Below are 17,866 nucleotides of genomic sequence, written 5' to 3'. Positions count from 1 at the left end.
GGAACAGGTGACCACACGAGAGCACGAGACCAGTCCCGAACTGGAGACCGGTCCAGAACGCGACACGGGCAACGACATCGCGATCGTGGGCATGGCCGGGAACTTCCCCGGCGCTCCGGACATCGGCCGGTTCTGGGCCGACCTGTGCGCGGGGCGGGACGGGATCACGAGGATGAGCCCGGCCGAGCTGCTGGCGGCCGGCGTGCCGCAGGAGCTGGTGGACGACCCCGCCTTCGTCGCCGCGTCGGGCCTGCTGTCCGATGTGGACCGCTTCGACGCCGGCTTCTTCGGCTTCAGCAGGTCCGACGCCGAGGTGGCCGACCCGCAGCACCGCCTGTTCCTCGAGTGCTCGTGGCACGCGCTGGAGGACGCGGGCGTCGATCCCAGCCGCTTCGACGGCCTGGTCGGGGTGTTCGCCGGTGGTGCGCCGAGCACCTACCTGCTGTCCAACCTGCTGCAGAACGACGAGGCCGTGCTCACCTACGGGCCCGACCACCTCGTGCTGCAGAACGAGAAGGACCTGCTCCCGTCGCGGGTGTCCTACGCGCTCGACCTCACCGGACCGTCGGTGAGCGTCCAGAGCTGCAGCTCGACCGCGCTCGCCGCGGTCGCCGCCGGCTGCGGCAGCCTGCTCGCCGGCGAGTCGGACCTGGTCGTCGCGGGCGCGGTCTCGGTGATCGTCCCGCAGTACCCCGGCTACCTGCACCACGAGGGCAGCGAGTTCTCCCCGGACGGCGTCAGCCGCGTCCTCGACGCCGGCGCCAACGGCAAGATCCCCGGTGACGGCGTCGGTGTGGTCGTGCTGCGCAGGCTCGAGGACGCCCAGGCCGACGGGGACCGGATCTACGCGGTCATCCGCGGCTGGGCCGCGCTGCACGAGGGCAGGAACGGCCGCCAGGGGTTCGGTGTGCCCGGGGTGCCGGGCCAGACCGCCGTGATGGCCGAGGCGCTGGCCGTCGCGGGAGTCGACCCCGCCGAGATCGACCACGTCGAGGTGACCGCGATGGGCACCCCCTTCGGTGACGCCGTGGAGGTCATGGCGCTGCAGGAGGTCTTCGGCGTGGACGGCGTCGAGCGGGTCACGCTCGGCTCGACCGACGGCAACCTCGGTCACATCAACCAGGCGGGCGGGATCGCCCGCCTGATCAAGGCGGCTCTCGCGCTGCACCACGAGAAGCTGCCGCCCGCCGTGAACTTCTCCGCACCGAATCCGCGCCTGGCCGCGTCCGGCGACCGGCTCGCGGTGGTGGCGGAGCTGACCGACTGGCCGCGCGGCGAACGCCCACGGCTCGCCGGCGTCAACGCGCACGGCTACGGCGGCGCGGACGTCCACGTCGTCATCGAGGAAAGCCCGGTCGACGACGACGTGCGACCGGCGGCGCGTCCGCACCAGCTGCTGGTCTGGTCGGCCCGCACGGCCGAGGCGGCCGACGCCGCGACCGCGAACCTGGCCGCGGCCGCCGCGCACTGGGCGGACCCGGTGGACGCCGCCTACACGCTGCAGGTCGGCCGCAGGGCGTTCGAGCACCGGCGGATGGCCGTGGTCTCGTCGGGCGCCGACGCGGTGCAGGCGCTGACCTCGCCGACGCGGGTGCTCGCCGAAACCGGCGTGAGCGCGCGACGAGCGGGCTTCCTGCTCGCCGGGGTGGGGGAGCAGTACGACGGCATGGCCGGTGGCCTGTACGCCACCGAACCGGTGTTCCGCGCGGCGGTCGACGAGTGCGCCGAGCTGTTCCGCGGGCACCTCGGCTTCGACCCGGTCGCCGGTCTCGTCGGTGCGCGGAAGACGGGCGGCGGCGGTCTGGCCGCCCTGCTCGGCCGCGCTCCGGAGGCCGAAGCCGGCGGGTCCGCGGACACGGTCGTCGTCCAGCCCGGTGTCTTCGCGATCGACTACGCGCTCGGCAGGCTGCTGACGGCCTGGGGCGTCGAGCCCTCGGTCCTGGCGGGGTACAGCGTCGGCGAGTTCGCCACGGCGGCGCTCGCGGGCAGCCTGACCCTGCGGGAGGCCACCGCCCTGGTGGCGAGGAGGGCCGAGCTGATCTCGGCGCTGCCCGCCGGAGCGATGGCCGCCGTTCCGCTGTCGGAGACCGAACTGACCGGGTTGGTGGGCGATCTCGCGGGTTTCTCCCTCGACGTCGCCGCGGTCAACGGCCCCCGCATGATCGTCGTGTCCGGCCCCGTCGAGGGCGTCGGCCAGCTCACCGAGAAGCTCGCCACGGCGGGGGTGCCCGCGAGGCCGCTGCGGACCACCCACGCGTTCCACTCGCGTTCCCTGCGGCCGGCGGCGGCCCAGCTCACCGCCTGGGTCAGGCAGAACCTCAGCCCCCGTGCGCCCGAGACGCCGTACCTGTCCAACGTCACCGGGCTGCCGATCACCGAGAGGCAGCTGGGGGACCCCGGCTACTGGGCCGAGCACATGTGCCGTCCGGTGCAGTTCGCCACCATGATCGGCCACCTGGCCGCGCACTGGCCGGACACCGCGTTCGTCGAGCTCGGTGCGGGGCAGTCGCTGGGGTCGATGTTCCGAGGACATCCGGACTTCCCCCAGAAGTCCTGGACCCACCTCGTGCCGACCCTCCCCGGTGAAGCGGACCCGAAGCAGGACACCGAGTCGGCGGCCGAAGCGCTCGGCAGGCTCTGGCTGTCCGGTGTGGACGTCGACTGGCACGCCTACCAGTCCGGTCGCGGGGCCAGGAAGACCACCGTGCCCGGCTACGCCTTCCAGCGTGAGCGCTACTGGCTCGAACCCACCGCCCCGGGGTCCGCGACCACGGTTCCGAGGGGCGCCCGAGCGGCCGACGCCGGCCGGACGGGCTGACCGCGCGCCACATCGCCGAGCCCGGCTTCGTCGCGTCCACGTACGCGACGAAACCGGTGTGCCCGAACGATTTCCTTCCCACGAGCAATGCAGTCGAGGAGTAGCGATGACGAACGTCGGAGTTGTCGGAGCCGGTGTGATGGGCACCGGCGTCGCACAGGACCTGGCCCAGAAGGGGCACACCGTGGTCCTGGTGGACAACAACCCGGACGCGCTGGACGCGGCGCTCGGCCGGATCGAGCTGGAGTGCCGGATGAGCCGGATGCTCGGCGGCCCGGAGGTCGACGCCGCGGCGGTGCTGGCGTCGATCACCGTCGGCACCTCGCTCGAACTGCTCGCCGAGACCGAGGTGGTGATCGAGAACATCACCGAGAACTGGGATCTCAAGAGCGCGCTGTACGCCCAGCTCGACCTCGTCTGCAAGGCGGACACCGTGTTCGTGGCGAACACGTCGGCGATCCCGATCACCAAGATCGCCGCCCTGACCTCGCGCCCGGACAAGGTGATGGGCGTGCACTTCATGAACCCGGTGCCGATGAAGCCCGCGTGCGAGTTCATCCCCGGCTACCACACGAGTGAGCAGACCAAGGAGACGGTGCGCGCGCTGCTGGAGTCGATGGGCAAGAAGCCGATCCCGGTCAACGACGCCTCCGGGTTCGTGTCCAACCGCGTGCTCATGCTGACCGTCAACGAGGCGGCCTTCCTCGTCCACGAGGGCGTCGCCGACGCGAAGACCGTCGACGAGGTGTTCCGCAGCTGCTTCGGCCACCCCATGGGACCGCTGGAGACGGCCGACCTCATCGGCGTCGACACGATCCTGTACAGCGTCGAGGTGCTCTACGAGCAGTTCAACGACAGCAAGTACCGCCCCTGCCCGCTGCTCAAGAAGATGACCGACGCCGGTCTGCACGGGCGCAAGAGCGGCCAGGGCTTCTACTCCTACCAGAGCATGGGCTGATCTCGCCCCCTCGGTTCCAGCGTTCCACACGAGAAAGGTCCAGCAATGTCGAACGACGCCTGCACCCAGATCCGCACCTTCATCACGACCAAGTTCCCCGACGTGACGTTCTCCGACGAGGAGGACATCTTCGCGCTCGGCTTCGTGAACTCCCTGTTCGCGATGGAGCTGGTCATGTTCATCGAGAAGGCGTTCGGTACCCGCATCCCGAACGAGGAGCTGCACCTGGGCAACTTCCGGTCCGTGTCGTTGATGGCCGACCTGGTGGCGCGGCAGACGTCCGCCGCCGTGGGCTGAGCGGAGCGGTGATGAAAGCGGAAACGCGGCGTGGACCGGCTGACCTCGCGGAGGTCGGGCGGTTCGTCGATCTGGAGATCGCGCCCCGCGCCAACACCTTCGAGAGGGAGGAGTGGATCCCGCGCGAGGTCCTGTCGCGCGTGGCCGACCTGGGCCTGTGGGCGCCGTTCCTCCCCCCGGAGTTCGACGGTGAGGCCATGGACATGGTCACGGTCGGGCGCGTGCACGAGGAGATCGGCCGGGGGTGCTCGGGTCTGCGCAGCCTCCTGACCGTGCACTCGATGGTCAGCGCGTCGGTGCACCGGTGGGGCGAGCCGGCGCAGCAGGAGCAGTGGCTGCGGGCCCTCGCCCGCGGTGAGAAGCTCGGCGCGTTCTGCCTGACCGAACCGGACCACAGCGGCAGCGACTCCACCGCGGAGGGCACCACGGCGGTGCGGGACCAGGACGGCTGGATCCTCAACGGCAGGAAGAAGTGGATCACCGGCGGTCAGGTCGCCGACGTGTTCATGGTGTTCGCGACGACCGGCGCCGGCACCAGCACCTTCCTGGTGGAGTCGGACCGCCCGGGCGTCCGGGTCACCCCGCTGCCGCACGTGATGGGCACGACGGCGAGCATGCTCGCCGAGATCGAGTTCACCGACGTGCGCCTGGAACCGACCGCGCTGCTCGGACCGCAGGGCTGGGCGGCGGGAACGGTCATGACCAACGCGCTGGACCTCGGCCGCTACAGCGTGGCGTGCGGTTCGGTCGGCATCATCCGGGCCGCGATCGAGGCGTGCGCCGCCTACACGTCGGTCCGGTCGGCCGGCGGTGTCCTGCTGCGGGATCTGCCGCACGTGCGGCAGATGATGAGCGGAATGGTGACGGCCCGCGACGCGGCGAGGCTGTTGTGCGAGAAGGCGGGCGCTCTCAAGGACGCGGGTGACCCGGCGACGATCATGGCGACGTGGGTGGCGAAGTACCACGCGTCGACTTCGGCCGTGCGGATCGCGGGCGACGCCGTCCAGATCCACGGCGCCAACGGGTTCAGCCCTGACTACCCCGTCGGGCGGCTGTACCGCGACAGCAAGGTCACCGAGGTCATCGAAGGCAGCACCCAGGTGCAGGAGCTGACGATCGCGGCCGAGGCATATCGAGAGGTGGCGCAGTGACGCAGACGGACATCGCCGCTCCGGCCAAGCCGAAGCGCGGTCGCATCAAATGTGTGGTGTGGGACCTGGACAACACCCTGTGGGACGGCACTCTGCTCGAGGACGGCGAGGTGCGCGTGCGCCCCGATGTCGTGGCGGAGATCAAACGGCTCGACGAGCTGGGCGTGCTGCACTCCGTGGCCAGCCGCAACGACCACGACGCCGCCATGGCGCGGCTGAAGGCGGAAGGCCTCGACGAGTACTTCCTGTACCCGCAGATCAACTGGAACCCCAAGTCCCAGTCGGTCGAGCGGATCGCCAAGGAGCTCAACATCGGGCTGGACGCGATCGCGTTCGTCGACGACCAGCCGTTCGAGCTGGAGGAGGTCGCCCACGCGCTGCCCGCGGTGAAGACGGTCGACAGCGCGCGGATCGCCGTGGAGCTCGCCTCGGAGGAGTTCCAGCCGAGGTTCGTCACCGACGAGTCCCGGGTGCGCCGCGAGCTCTACCGCGCGGCTGTGGTGCGTGACCAGGCGGAACTCGACTACACGGGCACCAACGAGGCCTTCCTGTCCACGTTGGACATGGTGTTCACGATCAGCCGGGCCAAGCAGGAGGACCTGCAGCGCGCGGAGGAGCTTACCGTGCGCACCAACCAGCTGAACTCGACCGGCCGCACGTACTCCTACGACGAGCTCGACGCGCTGCGCACCTCGCCCGACCACCTGCTGCTCGTCGCGTCGCTGACCGACAAGTACGGCGGCTACGGCAAGATCGGTCTCGCGCTCGTGGAGCGCGGCCAGCCCGCGTGGCACCTGCGGATGATGCTGATGTCGTGCCGCGTGATGGCACGCGGTGTCGGCACGGTGCTGCTCAACCACGTGATGCGGCTGGCGAAGGAGGACGGTGCCAAGCTGCGGGCGGACTTCGTCGAGACCGGCCGGAACCGGGTGATGTACGTGACCTACGCGTTCGCGGGGTTCAGCGAGATCTCCCGCGACGACAACCGCCTGGTGCTGGAGTCCGGCCTCGAGCAGATCCAGCCGCCTCCCGCGTACCTCAAGGTGGTCGTCGAATGACCACGGCGAGCACCACCCGGAGCTGGCTGCCCTACGGCAGCACGGGAACCGGGACCCGGTTGTTCTGCTTCCCGCACGCGGGTGCCAGCGCGGCGGTGTACGCCGGCTGGCGTGCGGCGGGGAACGACGACCTGGTCATCTGCCCGGTGGAGCTCCCCGGCCGCGCGGCCCGCGGGCGCGAGACCGCGCACCACGACCCCGACGCGCTGGTCGACGACATCGTCGACGGGCTGGGCGCGGAGCTCACCGGCGACTACGCCCTGTTCGGGCACAGCGTCGGGGCCCTGGTCGCCTACCTGGTGGCGCGGCGGATCGTCGAGCGGGGAGGACCGCCACCCCGGCACCTGTTCGTGTCGGGCCGGGCGGCACCCCAGCTGCCCAACACCCGCAGGGAACTGCGCGCGCTGCCCACCGACGACCTCGTCGAGGAACTGCGCGCGCTGGGTGGCTTCCCGGACGTCCTGCTGAAGGAGCGCTCGCTGCTGGAGATGTTCCTGCCGCTGCTGCGCGCGGACCTGTCCGTCAACGAGGTCTACCGGCACGTCCCCGGGCCGCCGCTGCCGATCCCCCTGACCGCCTTCGGCGGGGTCGACGACCCCCGCGCCGAGAAGTCCGAACTGGCCGCGTGGCAGGAGCTGTCCGCGGATTCCGCGGTGGTCACCTACCCCGGCGGCCACTTCTACCTCGAGGGCCGGGTGCCGGAGGTGCTCGACGTCGTCCGCATGAGGATGGCCGGCTGAGCCGCCTGCCTCCCCGGCAGGGCCAGGATTCGCACGCGGTTCCGACCACGCACCCCCGCGCGGGTTTGTTCGTGGTGGCCGAGATCTTCCCGATGACCGATCGCAACTCCTGCCGTGGCACAGGGCAGCGAGGACATCGCAGGCAAAGCTCACGACTCGTGGCGAAAGGAACCCAGCATGACCGAGGCTGTGCAGATCAACGGTGCGAACGACATTGTTGCCGCCGCCGGCGGCAATTCCGGCTACCTCGTCGACGCGGTGCTGCACGGCGGCCCCGCTGACCTGCCGCAGGAGATCCGGTCACAGCGGGTCCACCGCGAGGAGAGGAAGGTGAAGATCCCGCACTACGGCGGGCACGAGCACTTCGAACGGGACGGCGCCGCACCCGGCGAGCGCGCTGAGGTGGTGTTCCGCTGGACCGGGCGCACTCGCCTCGCCGAGTGAAGCGGACCGCGGAGGGCCGTCGGCGCCGCGGGCCACAACGCCCTCGGCGTCGGCGGCCGGTTCGCGGCCGGTGACCACGTGACCGGCCAACGGACTTCGCTGTGCCGGTGTTGCGGTGTTCTTCCCATCGCAGGCTCGTGATTTCAGTGTTCAGCAGTTTGCGCGGTCAACGCAATTTTTCCTGTCTCCCGCACGGCGCGGTTGAGAAGAAGAACCATTAATCACACGACTACCGCCCCGTGGGCGGTAGTCGGAGTTTCGTGCAACACCTTGTTTTGTGACAGCCGTTCTGAAGGAGCTGATCCGATGCCGGCAATGTTGTTCGCCCCGGATGTCACTTTCACCTTCGACGAGCTCGAACAGCGCGCCCTGTGCACCGCGGACGTGCTGCGCGAGAAGGGTCTCGGCCTCGGCGACCGCGTCCTGGTGAAGGTCGACAACTCCGTCTCCTACCTCAGCACGCTCTTGGCGCTGATGCACGTCGGTGCGTCCGTGGTGCTGGTCGACCACCAGCAGAAGCCCGGCCAGACGGCGGAAGCCTGCACTCGTTCACTGGTCAAAATGGTCATCGTCGACGACGAGGCCCCCATCTCGCACGACCAGGAGGTCGTGCACTGCTACGAGCTCGCCGTGGGCGCCTGCGGCCGGAAACCGGCCGACGCGGCGCTGGACTTCTCGGCGTGGTGCGAGCTGCCGGACAGCATCATCATGTGGTCCTCCGGCTCGACCGGCGAGCCCAAGGGGGTCGTGAAGAACGGTGGCCGGTTCCTGAAGAACCTCCAGCGCAACGCGGACCTCGTCGGCCACCGCCCCGACGACGTCCTGCTCCCGTTGCTGCCGTTCAACCACCAGTACGGGATCTCCATGGTCCTCATCGCCTGGCTCGTGCGGTGCTCGCTGGTGATCGCCCCGTACCGCAGGCTGGACCGCGCGCTGCGGCTCGCAGGGATGGTGGGCGCGACCGTGGTCGACGCGACGCCCGCCACCTACAAGAGCATCCTGAACATCGTGGAGCGGCAACGGTCGTTCCTCGGCATGTTCGGTGAGGTCCGCATGCTGTGCAGCGGTGCCGCGCCGCTCGACCCGGCCCTGTCCCACCGGGCGGCCGAGGTGTACGGCCTGCCGTTGCTGGACTCCTACGGCAGCACCGAGATGGGCAACGTCGCGTTCGCGACGCCGGACAACCCGGTCGGAACGGGTCGGCCGGTCGAGGGCATGGAGGTGCGCATCCGCGGGGAGGACGGCTCGGTGCTCCCCGCCGGTCAGATCGGTGAGATCGAAGTGCTGGACCCGGATCTCATGGAGGGGTACCTCGATCCGCAGGGTACGGTCACGCCGGTCGCACGGGAGTGGTACGCCACCAACGACTTCGGCTACCTCGACGCCGACGGCAACCTGTTCGTGGCCGGCCGCAAGACGGCAGTGCACCGCAACGGCTACACACTGCACCCCGAGATCATCGAACACACGCTGGCCGCACGCGGCTGCATCGCGATGATCGTGGCGCTGCCGGACGAGCGGCGCGGTTCGACGCTCGTGTTCTACGTGGAGGACGAGCAGAAACGCGATCCGGCCCACTGGCGTGAGCTGATCAACAACATCCTGCCGAAGTACGAACAGCCGAACCGGGTCACCGTGGTCGGCCGGTTCCCGTTGAACCGGAACGGGAAGCCGGACCGCAAGCAACTGGAGGAGCGCGCACTCGCGGAGGATTCGTGAACGCGGTGGCGGAGCAGCACGACGCCACGATCCTGGGGGAGTCGGTCACGCGGTGCGCGGTCGACTTCCCCGAACACCCGGAAATCTAGAACCCGCCGTTCGACGTGGCCGCGGCCGACAGCGGGCTCTGCGCCGCGACCTTTTCCAGCACGGCCAGGGCCTTGCTCTCCCACGACGCGAGCCGCAGCTCCTGGAACGTCGCTATCGCCTGTTCCACGATGGCGATCGCGTGGAACGCCTCCCCGCGCTGCGCCACCAGCTGGGCGAGGTCGAGCTGGACCCGCGCGGCTCCGAGGCGGTCGACGTTCTCCTCGCACAGCCGAATCGCTCGCCACAGCAGGTCGCTCGCCTCCTCGACCATGCGCATGCGGCTGTGGATCAGGCCGAGTGAATGCAGGGCATAGCTCTCCCCGACGGTGTCGCCGGAGCGTTGCACCATCGTGAGCACCGACGTCAGGAGCTGGCGCGCCTGCTCGTACCGTCCCTGCGCGAGCATCGCACCACCGAGCCGGTACAGCAGCTGGGCTTCCACCCGTGGACTGGAGATCTCCCGGCACATGCCGAGGGCGTCGCGCAACTGGTCGGCCGCCAGTTCGTTCTCGCCGCGGTCGAGCGACAGCTGGGCGAGGTGCGACACGACGTGGGCCCGGCCGATGACGTCGCCGACCTGCTCGAAGCCGGACAGCGACTGCTCGAATATCCGCTGTGCCACCTCGGGACGGCCTTCGGTGTACTCCAGCAGCCCGAGGTTGCGGCGCGCCAGCGCCATCCCGTGGGTGTCGTCGAGCTCGGTGAAGAGGTCCAGGGCGGGCACCAGAGCGGCGCGGGTCGCGTCCATGCGCCGCTGGCTGTGGTGCAGTGAACCGAGCGAGCAGAGCAGGGCCGCGGTGCCGCGCTTGTTGCCGGCCCTGCGCACGGCCTCCAACGCCCGTTCGTGGGTCTGCTGCCAGTCGTCGAAGCGGCTGCGGCTCTCGAACAGCGTCACGAGCGTTATCGCCAGGTCCCAGCACAGCTCGTCCAAGCCGGCGTCGGCCGCCTGGAGGACGGCTGCGCAGAGGTTCTGGTGCTCGCTCTCCAGCCAGCTCATCGGGTCCTGCAGCACCTGGTCCAGGTGCTGCGCGGGCGGTTGCCAGCGCTTCCCGTGGCCGTGCAGCAAGGTGAAGTCGCCGCCGTACAGGCGGCGGTGTGCTTGTTCGGCCATCGCGAGCCAGCCTCCGACGACCCGTTCCACGGAGGTCAGCTGCGTGTCCAGGGTCTCGTGCGCGGCGGCCTGCTCCTTGGCGTACAGGCGGATCAGGTCGTGGAAGCGGTACCGCGGCAGGCCGGTGATGTCGGTGCCCACCACGTCGACCAGCTGCGCGTCGACCAGGCGCTCCACCAAGTCGAAACTGCGGTGGTCGTCGTTGGTGAGAGCCGAGGCGGTCCAGCTCGGCAGGTTCTCCGCTTCGAGCAACGACATCAGCCGCATCATCCGGCGGGCTTCGGGCGCGAGGCCGTCGTAGGTGAGCGACAGGCTGGCGCGCACGACCATGTCGCCGTGCGCGAGCTCGTCGAGTCGATGGCGTTCGTCGGAGAGGCGGCCGACCAACGAGGCGAGGGGCCAGTGCGGACGAGCCGCGAGACGCGCGCCGATGATGCGCAGCGCCAGTGGAAGCCCTCCCACGGCGTCTATCAACGCCGGCACGGCGACCGGTTCGCTCTCCAGGCGTTGCCTGCCGATGATGCGCCCCAGCAGTTCCCGCGAGTCGTCGGAGTTCATGCAGTCGACCTCGACCAGATGAGATCCGGCGAGACCGGTCAGCCGAGCCCTGCTCGTGACGATGACGCCGCACGACGGCGAGCCCGGCAGGAGCTGGTGCACCTGCGACTCGCTGGCCGCGTCGTCCAGAACGACCAGCACCCGGCGGTGCGCGAGCATGCTGCGGTACATGTCCGCCCGTTCGTCGACGCCGTCGGGCAGCGACGAGCCCATGACTCCCAGGGCGGAGAGGAAGCGGCCGAGAACCTCGGCCGGTGTGGCCGGTTGGGCGTGGGTACCGCGCAGGTCGCAGTACAGCTGACCGTCCGGGTAGGTCTCGGCGGCGACGCGGTGGGCGACGTGCACGGCGAGAGCGCTCTTGCCGATGCCCGCCTTGCCGGAGATGTTGACCACGTGCATCGTCATGTGATCACCGGACAGCACGTCCTGGACACGCGCAACCACTTCCTGGCGGCCGATGAAGTCCGAGGTCGCGGCCGGGAGCTGGTGCGGTGACACGACGTTGTGGGCGGCGACCTGGGCCCGGTCCTCGTGGTCCAGTCGCAGCACCTCGTCATCGGTGAGGATCGCTCTCTCGAGCCTGCGCAGCTGGTCGCTGGGTTCGAGGCCGAGGCGTTCGATGAACAGGTCGCGGCCCGCGCGGTAGACCTCGAGTGCCTCGGGTTGCCGGCCGGCGCGGTAGAGCGCGACCATCAACTGGCCCCGCAGGCGCTCCCGCAGCGGATTCTCGGTCACGACGCTGTGCAGCTCACCGATGAGGGCGTGGTGGCGGCCGAGTGACAACTCGGCCTCGACGCAGTTCTCCAGCGCTGCCAGTCGTTTCTCCTCCAGCCGGATCGCTTTGCTCTGCAAGGTGGCGCCCGCCCCGTTGAGAGCCGGTCCGCGCCACAGGGACAACGCCGCGCGCAGAATCGTCGCCGCGTCCTCCAGACGGCCCTGGCGGACGGCGAGGTCGGCGGCGGCCACGCGGCGTTCGAAGAGGGAGATGTCGATCTTGTCCGCAGCGACTCGCAACAGGTAGCCGGGTTGCCGGGTCTCGATCTGGGCGTCGACGCCCGCCCTGGTGAACTCCCGCCGGAGCGCGGACACGCAGATCTGGATCTGCGCCCGCGCGGTCGACGGCGGGGAGTGCTCCCAGACGAGGTAGATCAGCTGTTCCATGCCGACGACGCGGTTCGCCTCGAGCAGCAACGCGGTCAGAACGGTCCTCTGGCGACGCGGAGGTGTCGGCATCTGCTCTTTGGAGCCGATTACCTCGATCATTCCGAGTAGTCTGAAAATAAGTCCGTCGTCAGGGGCGAGGCTCATGGTTGACGACCCTTTGCGCCTTTGTCCTTCGTGCTGCGCCGGTTGCTCTGCTCTGCGTTCGCCTGAATGACCGGAGGGTTGGGTTAACAGTGTGGAAACATCCCCGGCGGTGGTCCCGGCGCGAATTTCTTCGCCCCGCCCGTTGCTTCCCCGAAGTTAGTCAGGGTGACGAAAGTTGTCAAGTTGCCGCAGTGCATCGACAAGCAATGCATCCAATGCATACGATCCCGCTCGCCATCTCATTTGGAATGGCTCCGGACGGCGGGCGTGCACCTACGCGAATACGCGGTTGCGAAGACGGGGATTTTACGGTTGTTATGCCACGTGTTGCCACGTGTTGCGCGTACCGCAACGAATTCCCGGATTTCGCCTGCTCGGGTGCGGCGACCGTGAGCTGACTGATGAGTCAGTAATGTGAGTGTCTCATTTGGTCGTGGGTCGCGCCATCGCGACCAATTGATACGCAGTGGGTGCGCGATAGAAGAGCGATGGGCGGTCCTCCTAACTTCGCCACCAGACACCGCTCGAAGGTGCCCGCACGACGACTTGAGCCGAGATCCGATCAAGCGAGGAAGACAGACATGATCCGCAAGAACACCGCCGCCGCCCTGTTTCTCGCCGCTGTTCCGGCGTTTCTGACGATGACCCTCTGCATCGGCACCGCGCAGGCCGACGGCGTCCGCTCGGGTGACGACCTCGGGCACCACGGCCGGCACAGCCGGATCACCGCCGACGGAGACACGCCCTGGGGTTCGCTGATGTCCCACGACACCCCGTGGGGACTGGTCAACTCGGCTCCCGCCTCTCCGATCGATGGCCTCACCGCAGGCAACGGCGACACCCCCTGGGGGCGGTGACACCCCCCGGGGCTGACCCCTGCCCTGCGTCCGGACAACCATCGATGGAGCCAGAAACATGCAATTCCACCTGCTGGGCCCACTAGAAGTCCTCGACGACGAGTCACCCGTGCCGCTGGGCGGGATCAAGCAGCGTGCGGCTTTGGGCTACCTGCTCCTGCAGGCCAACCGGGTGGTGGCGACGAGCAAGTTGCTCCACGCGTTGTGGCCGCGGGACGTCCCGCCCACGGCGCGCAAGATGCTCCAGAACGCCGTCTCGGGGCTGCGAGGCGTCTTCGCCGCGGGCCGCAACCCCGAAGGCGCCCCGCTGCTGCTGACCCACGCACCGGGCTACCTCCTGCGCGTGGACGAGAACTGCCTCGACCTGACGCGCTTCCAGCGGCTGGCCGAGCAGGGGCGGGGTGAGCTCTCCGCGGGCAACTGGCCCGCCGCGGCGACGGTGCTCCGCAGGGCACTGGGCATGTGGCGCGGACCGGTCCTCGCGGACCTCGCGGAGACGGGGCTCACCTGGCCGGAGCTCACCGTGATCCGGGACTGGAAGCTGGCGGCGCAGGAGGACTGCTTCGAGGCAGAGCTCGCCTGCGGCAGGCACGGGGAGATCATCGGCGAGCTCGAGTCGCTGGTCGAGCTCGCGCCGTACCGCGAACGGCTGGGCGGTCAGCTGATGCTCGCCCTGTACCGGTGCGGCCGGCAGGTGGACGCGCTGGGCGTCTACCGCCGCACGAGGGCGGCACTGGTCGAGGAGCTCGGTCTGGAGCCCGGCCGCGAGCTGCAGGACCTGGAGCGCGCGATCCTCGACCACGCGCCCGCGCTGGACCTCCCGTCGTCGGTGCGGGGCAGGCACCTGCTCGCGGTCGGCCAGGAGCCCGCTCCCGTGCGTGCGCCCGTCGTGGTGACGCCGCCGCCCGCCGTCGAGCTCGCCGCCGCGGTGGACGCGGTGGAAGGCGGGATGGCGGAGCGCAAGCGCGTCAGCGTCGTGATGGTGTCGGCCCAGCTCGGCCCCGCGGCCGGTGACGGTGACCCCGAGGACGTCGACGCGCTGCACCAGCAGGTGGCCTCCGTCGTCTCCGCCGAGGTTTCCCGGCTGGGAGGTCTCGTCGGCGGAAGCGTCGGATCGGTGTTCCTCGCCCTGTTCGGCGTGCCCCGGACCGCCGAGGACGACGCTGATCGTGCCGTGCGTGCGTCCGCGGCCATCCGCGACCGGCTGGCTGCTGTCGCCGAGGTGCAGATCGGCGTGGCGACCGGCGACTCCCTGGTGCGCCTGCCTTCGTCGGGTGCGCCCACGGCCAGCGGCGTCCTGCTCGACCGCTGCCGTCAGCTGATGGAGTCGGCACCGTTCGGAGCGGTGCGTGCGTGCACCGCGACCCGTGACGCCGCCGCCTCCGCGAAGTGGGAGGTGGACGGCACCCCGGCCGGGGGCTGGCAGGTGATCTCGTGCCTGTCACCTCGCGGTGCGACCCGCCGCGCGCAGGCGGCGGTGCCGTTCGTGGAACGCGAGCGCGAGTTGTCGGTGCTGCGGGGACTGCTCGACGAGGTGCGCACGCGCCGCCGCCCGCACTTCGTGACCGTGTTCGGCGAGGCGGGCCTGGGCAAGACGAGGCTCGTGAACGAACTCGCGTCCTCTGGTGCGAACGTGTTGCGCGGCACCGCGACGGCCTTCGGCGACGATCACGGCTACGGCGCGTTGTCCGATGTCGTGAGCGGCTTCTCCTCCTCGGGAACGTTGCGCGCCGCCCTCGCGGCGCTGGTCGGTGCCGGTGAGCTCGCGGACCGGCTGCACGCGAGCCTGGCTCGTCTGGCCGAGCCCGACGCCGAGGTGCCCGCGGACTTCCCGGCGTGGCGGCACTTCCTGGAGGAGGTGGCGGAGTCCGAACCGCTGGTCGTGCTGCTGGAAGACGTGCACTGGGCGAACGACGTGGTGCTCGACTTCGTGGAGGAACTGGGTGAACAGGCCGGTTCGGTGCCGTTGCTGGTGATCGCGACCGCGCGTCCGGAGCTGCTGCAGCGCCGGCCGTCGTGGTTCGGTGGCAAGCGCAACGCCACGACGATCAGCCTGGAACCCCTGTCGCACAACGGAACCCGCAGACTGCTGAGCTCGCTGCTGCCGGCGCCGGAGTTGTCGTCCGAACAGTGGCAGACGCTCGTGTCCTGCGTCAGCGGCAACCCGCTGTTCGCCGCGGAGTACGCCGGCATGGTGGCCGACCCGCGCGCGACGTACCTGTGGAACGACACCTCGCTGCCGGTACCGCCTTCGGTGCGCGGGGTGCTGACCGCGCAGCTCGACTCGCTGCCGGTCGAGGTGAAAGCGGTCCTGCAGGACGCGGCGCTGTCCGGTGACGTCGTGTCGCCCGGTGCGGTGGCCGCGACGGGCCGACGCGACCCCCGGCAGGTCGCCAAGGCGCTGGAGTTGCTGGAACAGCGGGACTTCCTGCGTCGTCAGGGGCGCAACAGCGAGACCGGCGAGATCGAGTACGGGTTCCGGCACGTGCTCGTGCGCGACGTCGTCGCCGAGCAGATCCCCCGAGCCGAACGGGCGTCGAAGTGCGAGAGGGCGCGGGCGTGGCTCGACCAGCCGGCGTTGAACCTCACCGACCGCCGGGCGGGATGACCCGGCGTGACGCTTGACGTCGGGCCCGCGTCCCACCCCCGGCGCGGCCCGGCGTCAAGCTCGCTTCCCGCTGGGGGACAGGCCGAACACCAGGATCTTCCGGACGTCGACGAGCTCGGCGTCCGCGTCCGTGCCGGGGTTGCCCCGCGGCTGTTCCGGTTCGGCGTCCGAACAGCGAACGCGCGGACCGGGGATGCGGGACCACCGGTGCGGCGAGTCCGTGCCACAGCGCGCTCAGCCCGAAAGGCTCGAAGTCGAGATCCAGCCCCGATGGCGATCCGCCGCATCCGGTCGCTTTCTCCCGGCCAGGCGGCGCGTGTTCTCGTGGTGCGAGGAAGCTCAGCCGACCGGCTGGGCTTCCTCGCGTGCGGGGGAGGAGCTCGGCCAGCGGACCTGTGACCTGATCAGGGCTGCCGAGCTCGGCGGCGGGGGAGCGGTCGAGGCGCGCGGCCACCCGATCCCTGATCCGCCGGCCGAGCTCGCGCATCGTCAAGACGAGCATCTCGCCGTGACTCTGCTTCGAACCGGTCGCGCCGAAGTGACGGCAACGGGGCCTCACGCGCCGAGTGCGGGATCCGGTTCGCGTGCTGGTTCCTGCTCGATGACCTTCGGAACCCCGCGCAGGACTCCCAGGGCGACGAGAGCGAGGAGAACCGTGACGGCGGCGCTGACGACCATGCTCGTCCGGACGCCACCGAGGAACGCTTCGGTCGCGGCGGTCCGCACGGCTGTGGCGACCGGCTCCGGCAGGGCGGTGGTGACAGCCGCGCCGAACGACTCCTGGACCTGGTCGGCGACCGCCTGCGGGACGCCCGGGGGGACGAGGAGCTCCGCTCGGTAGATCCCGGAGAGAACGCTTCCGATGACGGCGATCCCCAGGGAACCACCCAGTTCGTACGCGGTCACCGAGATCGCCGCGGCCGCACCGGCGCGATCGCGGGGGACGGTGCCGAGGATCGTGTCACCGGTGACCGTCAGGGTCAGCCCCGCGCCCGCCCCGACGGCGACCTGCGCGAAGACGACCACCATGTACGGCGACTGCGTCTGGACGGTGGCGAGCACGCCGAAGCCGATCGCGGCGAGAACCAGGCCCAGCGCCACCGCCGGCCCGCGGCCGATCCTGTTGATCACCGACGCGGCGAGGACACCGCCCGCCAGCACGGCTGCCAGCGCTCCCGGCACGTAGGCGAGCCCCGCGTTGAGCGGAGTCCACTCGCGCACCAGCTGGAAGTACTGGCTGATGATCAGTCCGAACGCCGACAGGGTGAACACCGCGATCAGGTTCGAGCCGACGGAAGCGGTGAACTGCCGGCTGTGGAAGAGGCGCAGGTCGATCAGCGGCACGGGCAGCCGCAGCTGCCGTCGGGCGAACAGCCCCAGCGCGACGACTCCCACGACCAGAGCGGTCATCACGTCCAGGTGCCACAGGCCCAGGACGAAGGCGGTCTTGATCGTGTACACCACCGCGACCACACCGACCACGGACAGCAGCACGCTGGCCAGGTCCATCCGCACCCCCTGCGGCGCGCGCGACTCCGGGATGAACCTGGTCGCGATGAGGATGAACAGGGCGATCGGGATGTTGATCAGGAAGACCGAACCCCACCAGAACTGGTTCAGCAGGACTCCGCCGATGATCGGCCCGACCGCGAACCCCGCCGCGGACACGCCGGCGCTGGCGCCCACCGCTGCCGTGCGGGCCCGTTGCGTGGTGAACATGACGCGCAGCAGGGACGTGGTCGCCGGCAGGATCGCCGCTCCCGCCACGCCCATCAGAGCTCGCGCGACGATCAGCACCTCGGCGGTCGGTGCGTACGCCGCCAGCACCGAGGTCGCGGCGAACGCCGTGACACCCCACACCAGCATCCGCCGCCGTCCCAGCCGGTCGCCCAAGTTGCCGAAGGTGACCAGCAGGCCCGCCATCGTGAACCCGTAGACGTCCACGATCCACAGCATCGCCATGTTGGAAGCGCCGAGCTGGACGGTCAGCTCGGGTGCCGCCAGGTACAGCACGGTCATGTCCACCGTGACGATGAGCTGGGCGAGGCACGACGCGACGATCGTGGCGTGGCCCGCCGCCCGGCTACTCATGGCACGACCGGGTCGACGGGGCTGTGGCAGGAGTTTCGAACGCCTGCGCGACGCCCGT

General features: G+C 70.0%; 12 protein-coding genes. 10 read left to right on the top strand and 2 right to left on the bottom strand.

The features are described 5' to 3' along the window. The first annotated feature begins 7 nt into the window (after positions 1-7). The 8 genes from BLQ91_RS12045 to BLQ91_RS12010 all read left to right on the top strand — a co-directional run bounded on the left by BLQ91_RS12045 (position 8) and on the right by BLQ91_RS12010 (position 9,185). Positions 8-2,818, top strand: a complete 2,811-nt coding sequence (locus tag BLQ91_RS12045; protein WP_245733358.1) for a type I polyketide synthase — start codon at positions 8-10, stop codon at positions 2,816-2,818. 106 nt (positions 2,819-2,924) lie between these two features. Further along, positions 2,925-3,776 carry a 3-hydroxyacyl-CoA dehydrogenase family protein gene (locus BLQ91_RS12040; protein WP_090096890.1) on the top strand — a complete coding sequence of 284 codons (852 nt, stop codon included), beginning with the start codon at positions 2,925-2,927 and terminating at the stop codon, positions 3,774-3,776. Positions 3,777-3,821: 45 nt separating this feature from the next. Continuing rightward, positions 3,822-4,073, top strand: coding sequence for an acyl carrier protein (locus tag BLQ91_RS12035; RefSeq protein WP_090096889.1), 252 nt, complete (start codon positions 3,822-3,824; stop codon positions 4,071-4,073). Positions 4,074-4,084: 11 nt separating this feature from the next. After that, positions 4,085-5,224 (top strand): acyl-CoA dehydrogenase family protein, encoded by a 1,140-nt coding sequence (locus BLQ91_RS12030; RefSeq protein ID WP_090096888.1) that lies wholly within the window; start codon positions 4,085-4,087, stop codon positions 5,222-5,224. Further along, a complete protein-coding gene (locus BLQ91_RS12025) occupies positions 5,221-6,282 on the top strand; it encodes an HAD-IIIC family phosphatase (RefSeq protein ID WP_176959699.1) in 1,062 nt (353 codons plus the stop codon). The genes BLQ91_RS12030 and BLQ91_RS12025 overlap by 4 nt, the downstream gene beginning before the upstream one ends. Continuing rightward, the gene (locus BLQ91_RS12020) at positions 6,279-7,022 is read left to right on the top strand and encodes a thioesterase II family protein (protein WP_090096887.1); all 744 of its coding nucleotides are present in this window, start codon (positions 6,279-6,281) and stop codon (positions 7,020-7,022) included. Before BLQ91_RS12025 ends, BLQ91_RS12020 begins: the two co-directional genes overlap by 4 nt. Positions 7,023-7,199: 177 nt before the next feature. Further along, the gene (locus tag BLQ91_RS12015; protein ID WP_245733357.1) at positions 7,200-7,466 is read left to right on the top strand and encodes a DUF5988 family protein; all 267 of its coding nucleotides are present in this window, start codon (positions 7,200-7,202) and stop codon (positions 7,464-7,466) included. Positions 7,467-7,772: 306 nt separating this feature from the next. Beyond that, a complete protein-coding gene (locus tag BLQ91_RS12010) occupies positions 7,773-9,185 on the top strand; it encodes a class I adenylate-forming enzyme family protein (protein WP_090096886.1) in 1,413 nt (470 codons plus the stop codon). Positions 9,186-9,270: 85 nt separating this feature from the next. Here the strand turns inward: BLQ91_RS12010 and BLQ91_RS12005 are convergent, their stop codons facing one another. Continuing rightward, on the bottom strand, positions 9,271-12,207 hold the full coding sequence (locus BLQ91_RS12005; RefSeq protein ID WP_245733356.1) for an AfsR/SARP family transcriptional regulator: 2,937 nt from the start codon (positions 12,205-12,207) through the stop codon (positions 9,271-9,273). Positions 12,208-12,833: 626 nt separating this feature from the next. Here BLQ91_RS12005 and BLQ91_RS12000 point away from each other — a divergent pair. Both BLQ91_RS12000 and BLQ91_RS11995 read left to right on the top strand, forming a co-directional pair. Further along, complete coding sequence (locus BLQ91_RS12000) at positions 12,834-13,109, top strand: hypothetical protein (RefSeq protein WP_090096884.1); 276 nt, start codon at positions 12,834-12,836, stop codon at positions 13,107-13,109. A 58-nt stretch (positions 13,110-13,167) separates the two neighbouring features. Then, positions 13,168-15,717: an ATP-binding protein gene (locus tag BLQ91_RS11995; RefSeq protein ID WP_090096883.1), complete on the top strand. Its 2,550-nt coding sequence runs from the start codon at positions 13,168-13,170 to the stop codon at positions 15,715-15,717. A 555-nt stretch (positions 15,718-16,272) separates the two neighbouring features. Here BLQ91_RS11995 and BLQ91_RS11990 read toward each other — a convergent pair. Then, the gene (locus BLQ91_RS11990; protein ID WP_090096882.1) at positions 16,273-17,808 is read right to left on the bottom strand and encodes an MFS transporter; all 1,536 of its coding nucleotides are present in this window, start codon (positions 17,806-17,808) and stop codon (positions 16,273-16,275) included. Between the last annotated feature and the right edge of the window lie 58 nt (positions 17,809-17,866).

Source organism: Lentzea jiangxiensis (assembly GCF_900104175.1).
In the GTDB taxonomy this organism is placed as follows: domain Bacteria; phylum Actinomycetota; class Actinomycetes; order Mycobacteriales; family Pseudonocardiaceae; genus Lentzea; species Lentzea jiangxiensis.
The sequence above is the reverse complement of the archived record's forward strand: the minus strand, read 5'-3'. Positions and strand labels throughout refer to the sequence as shown.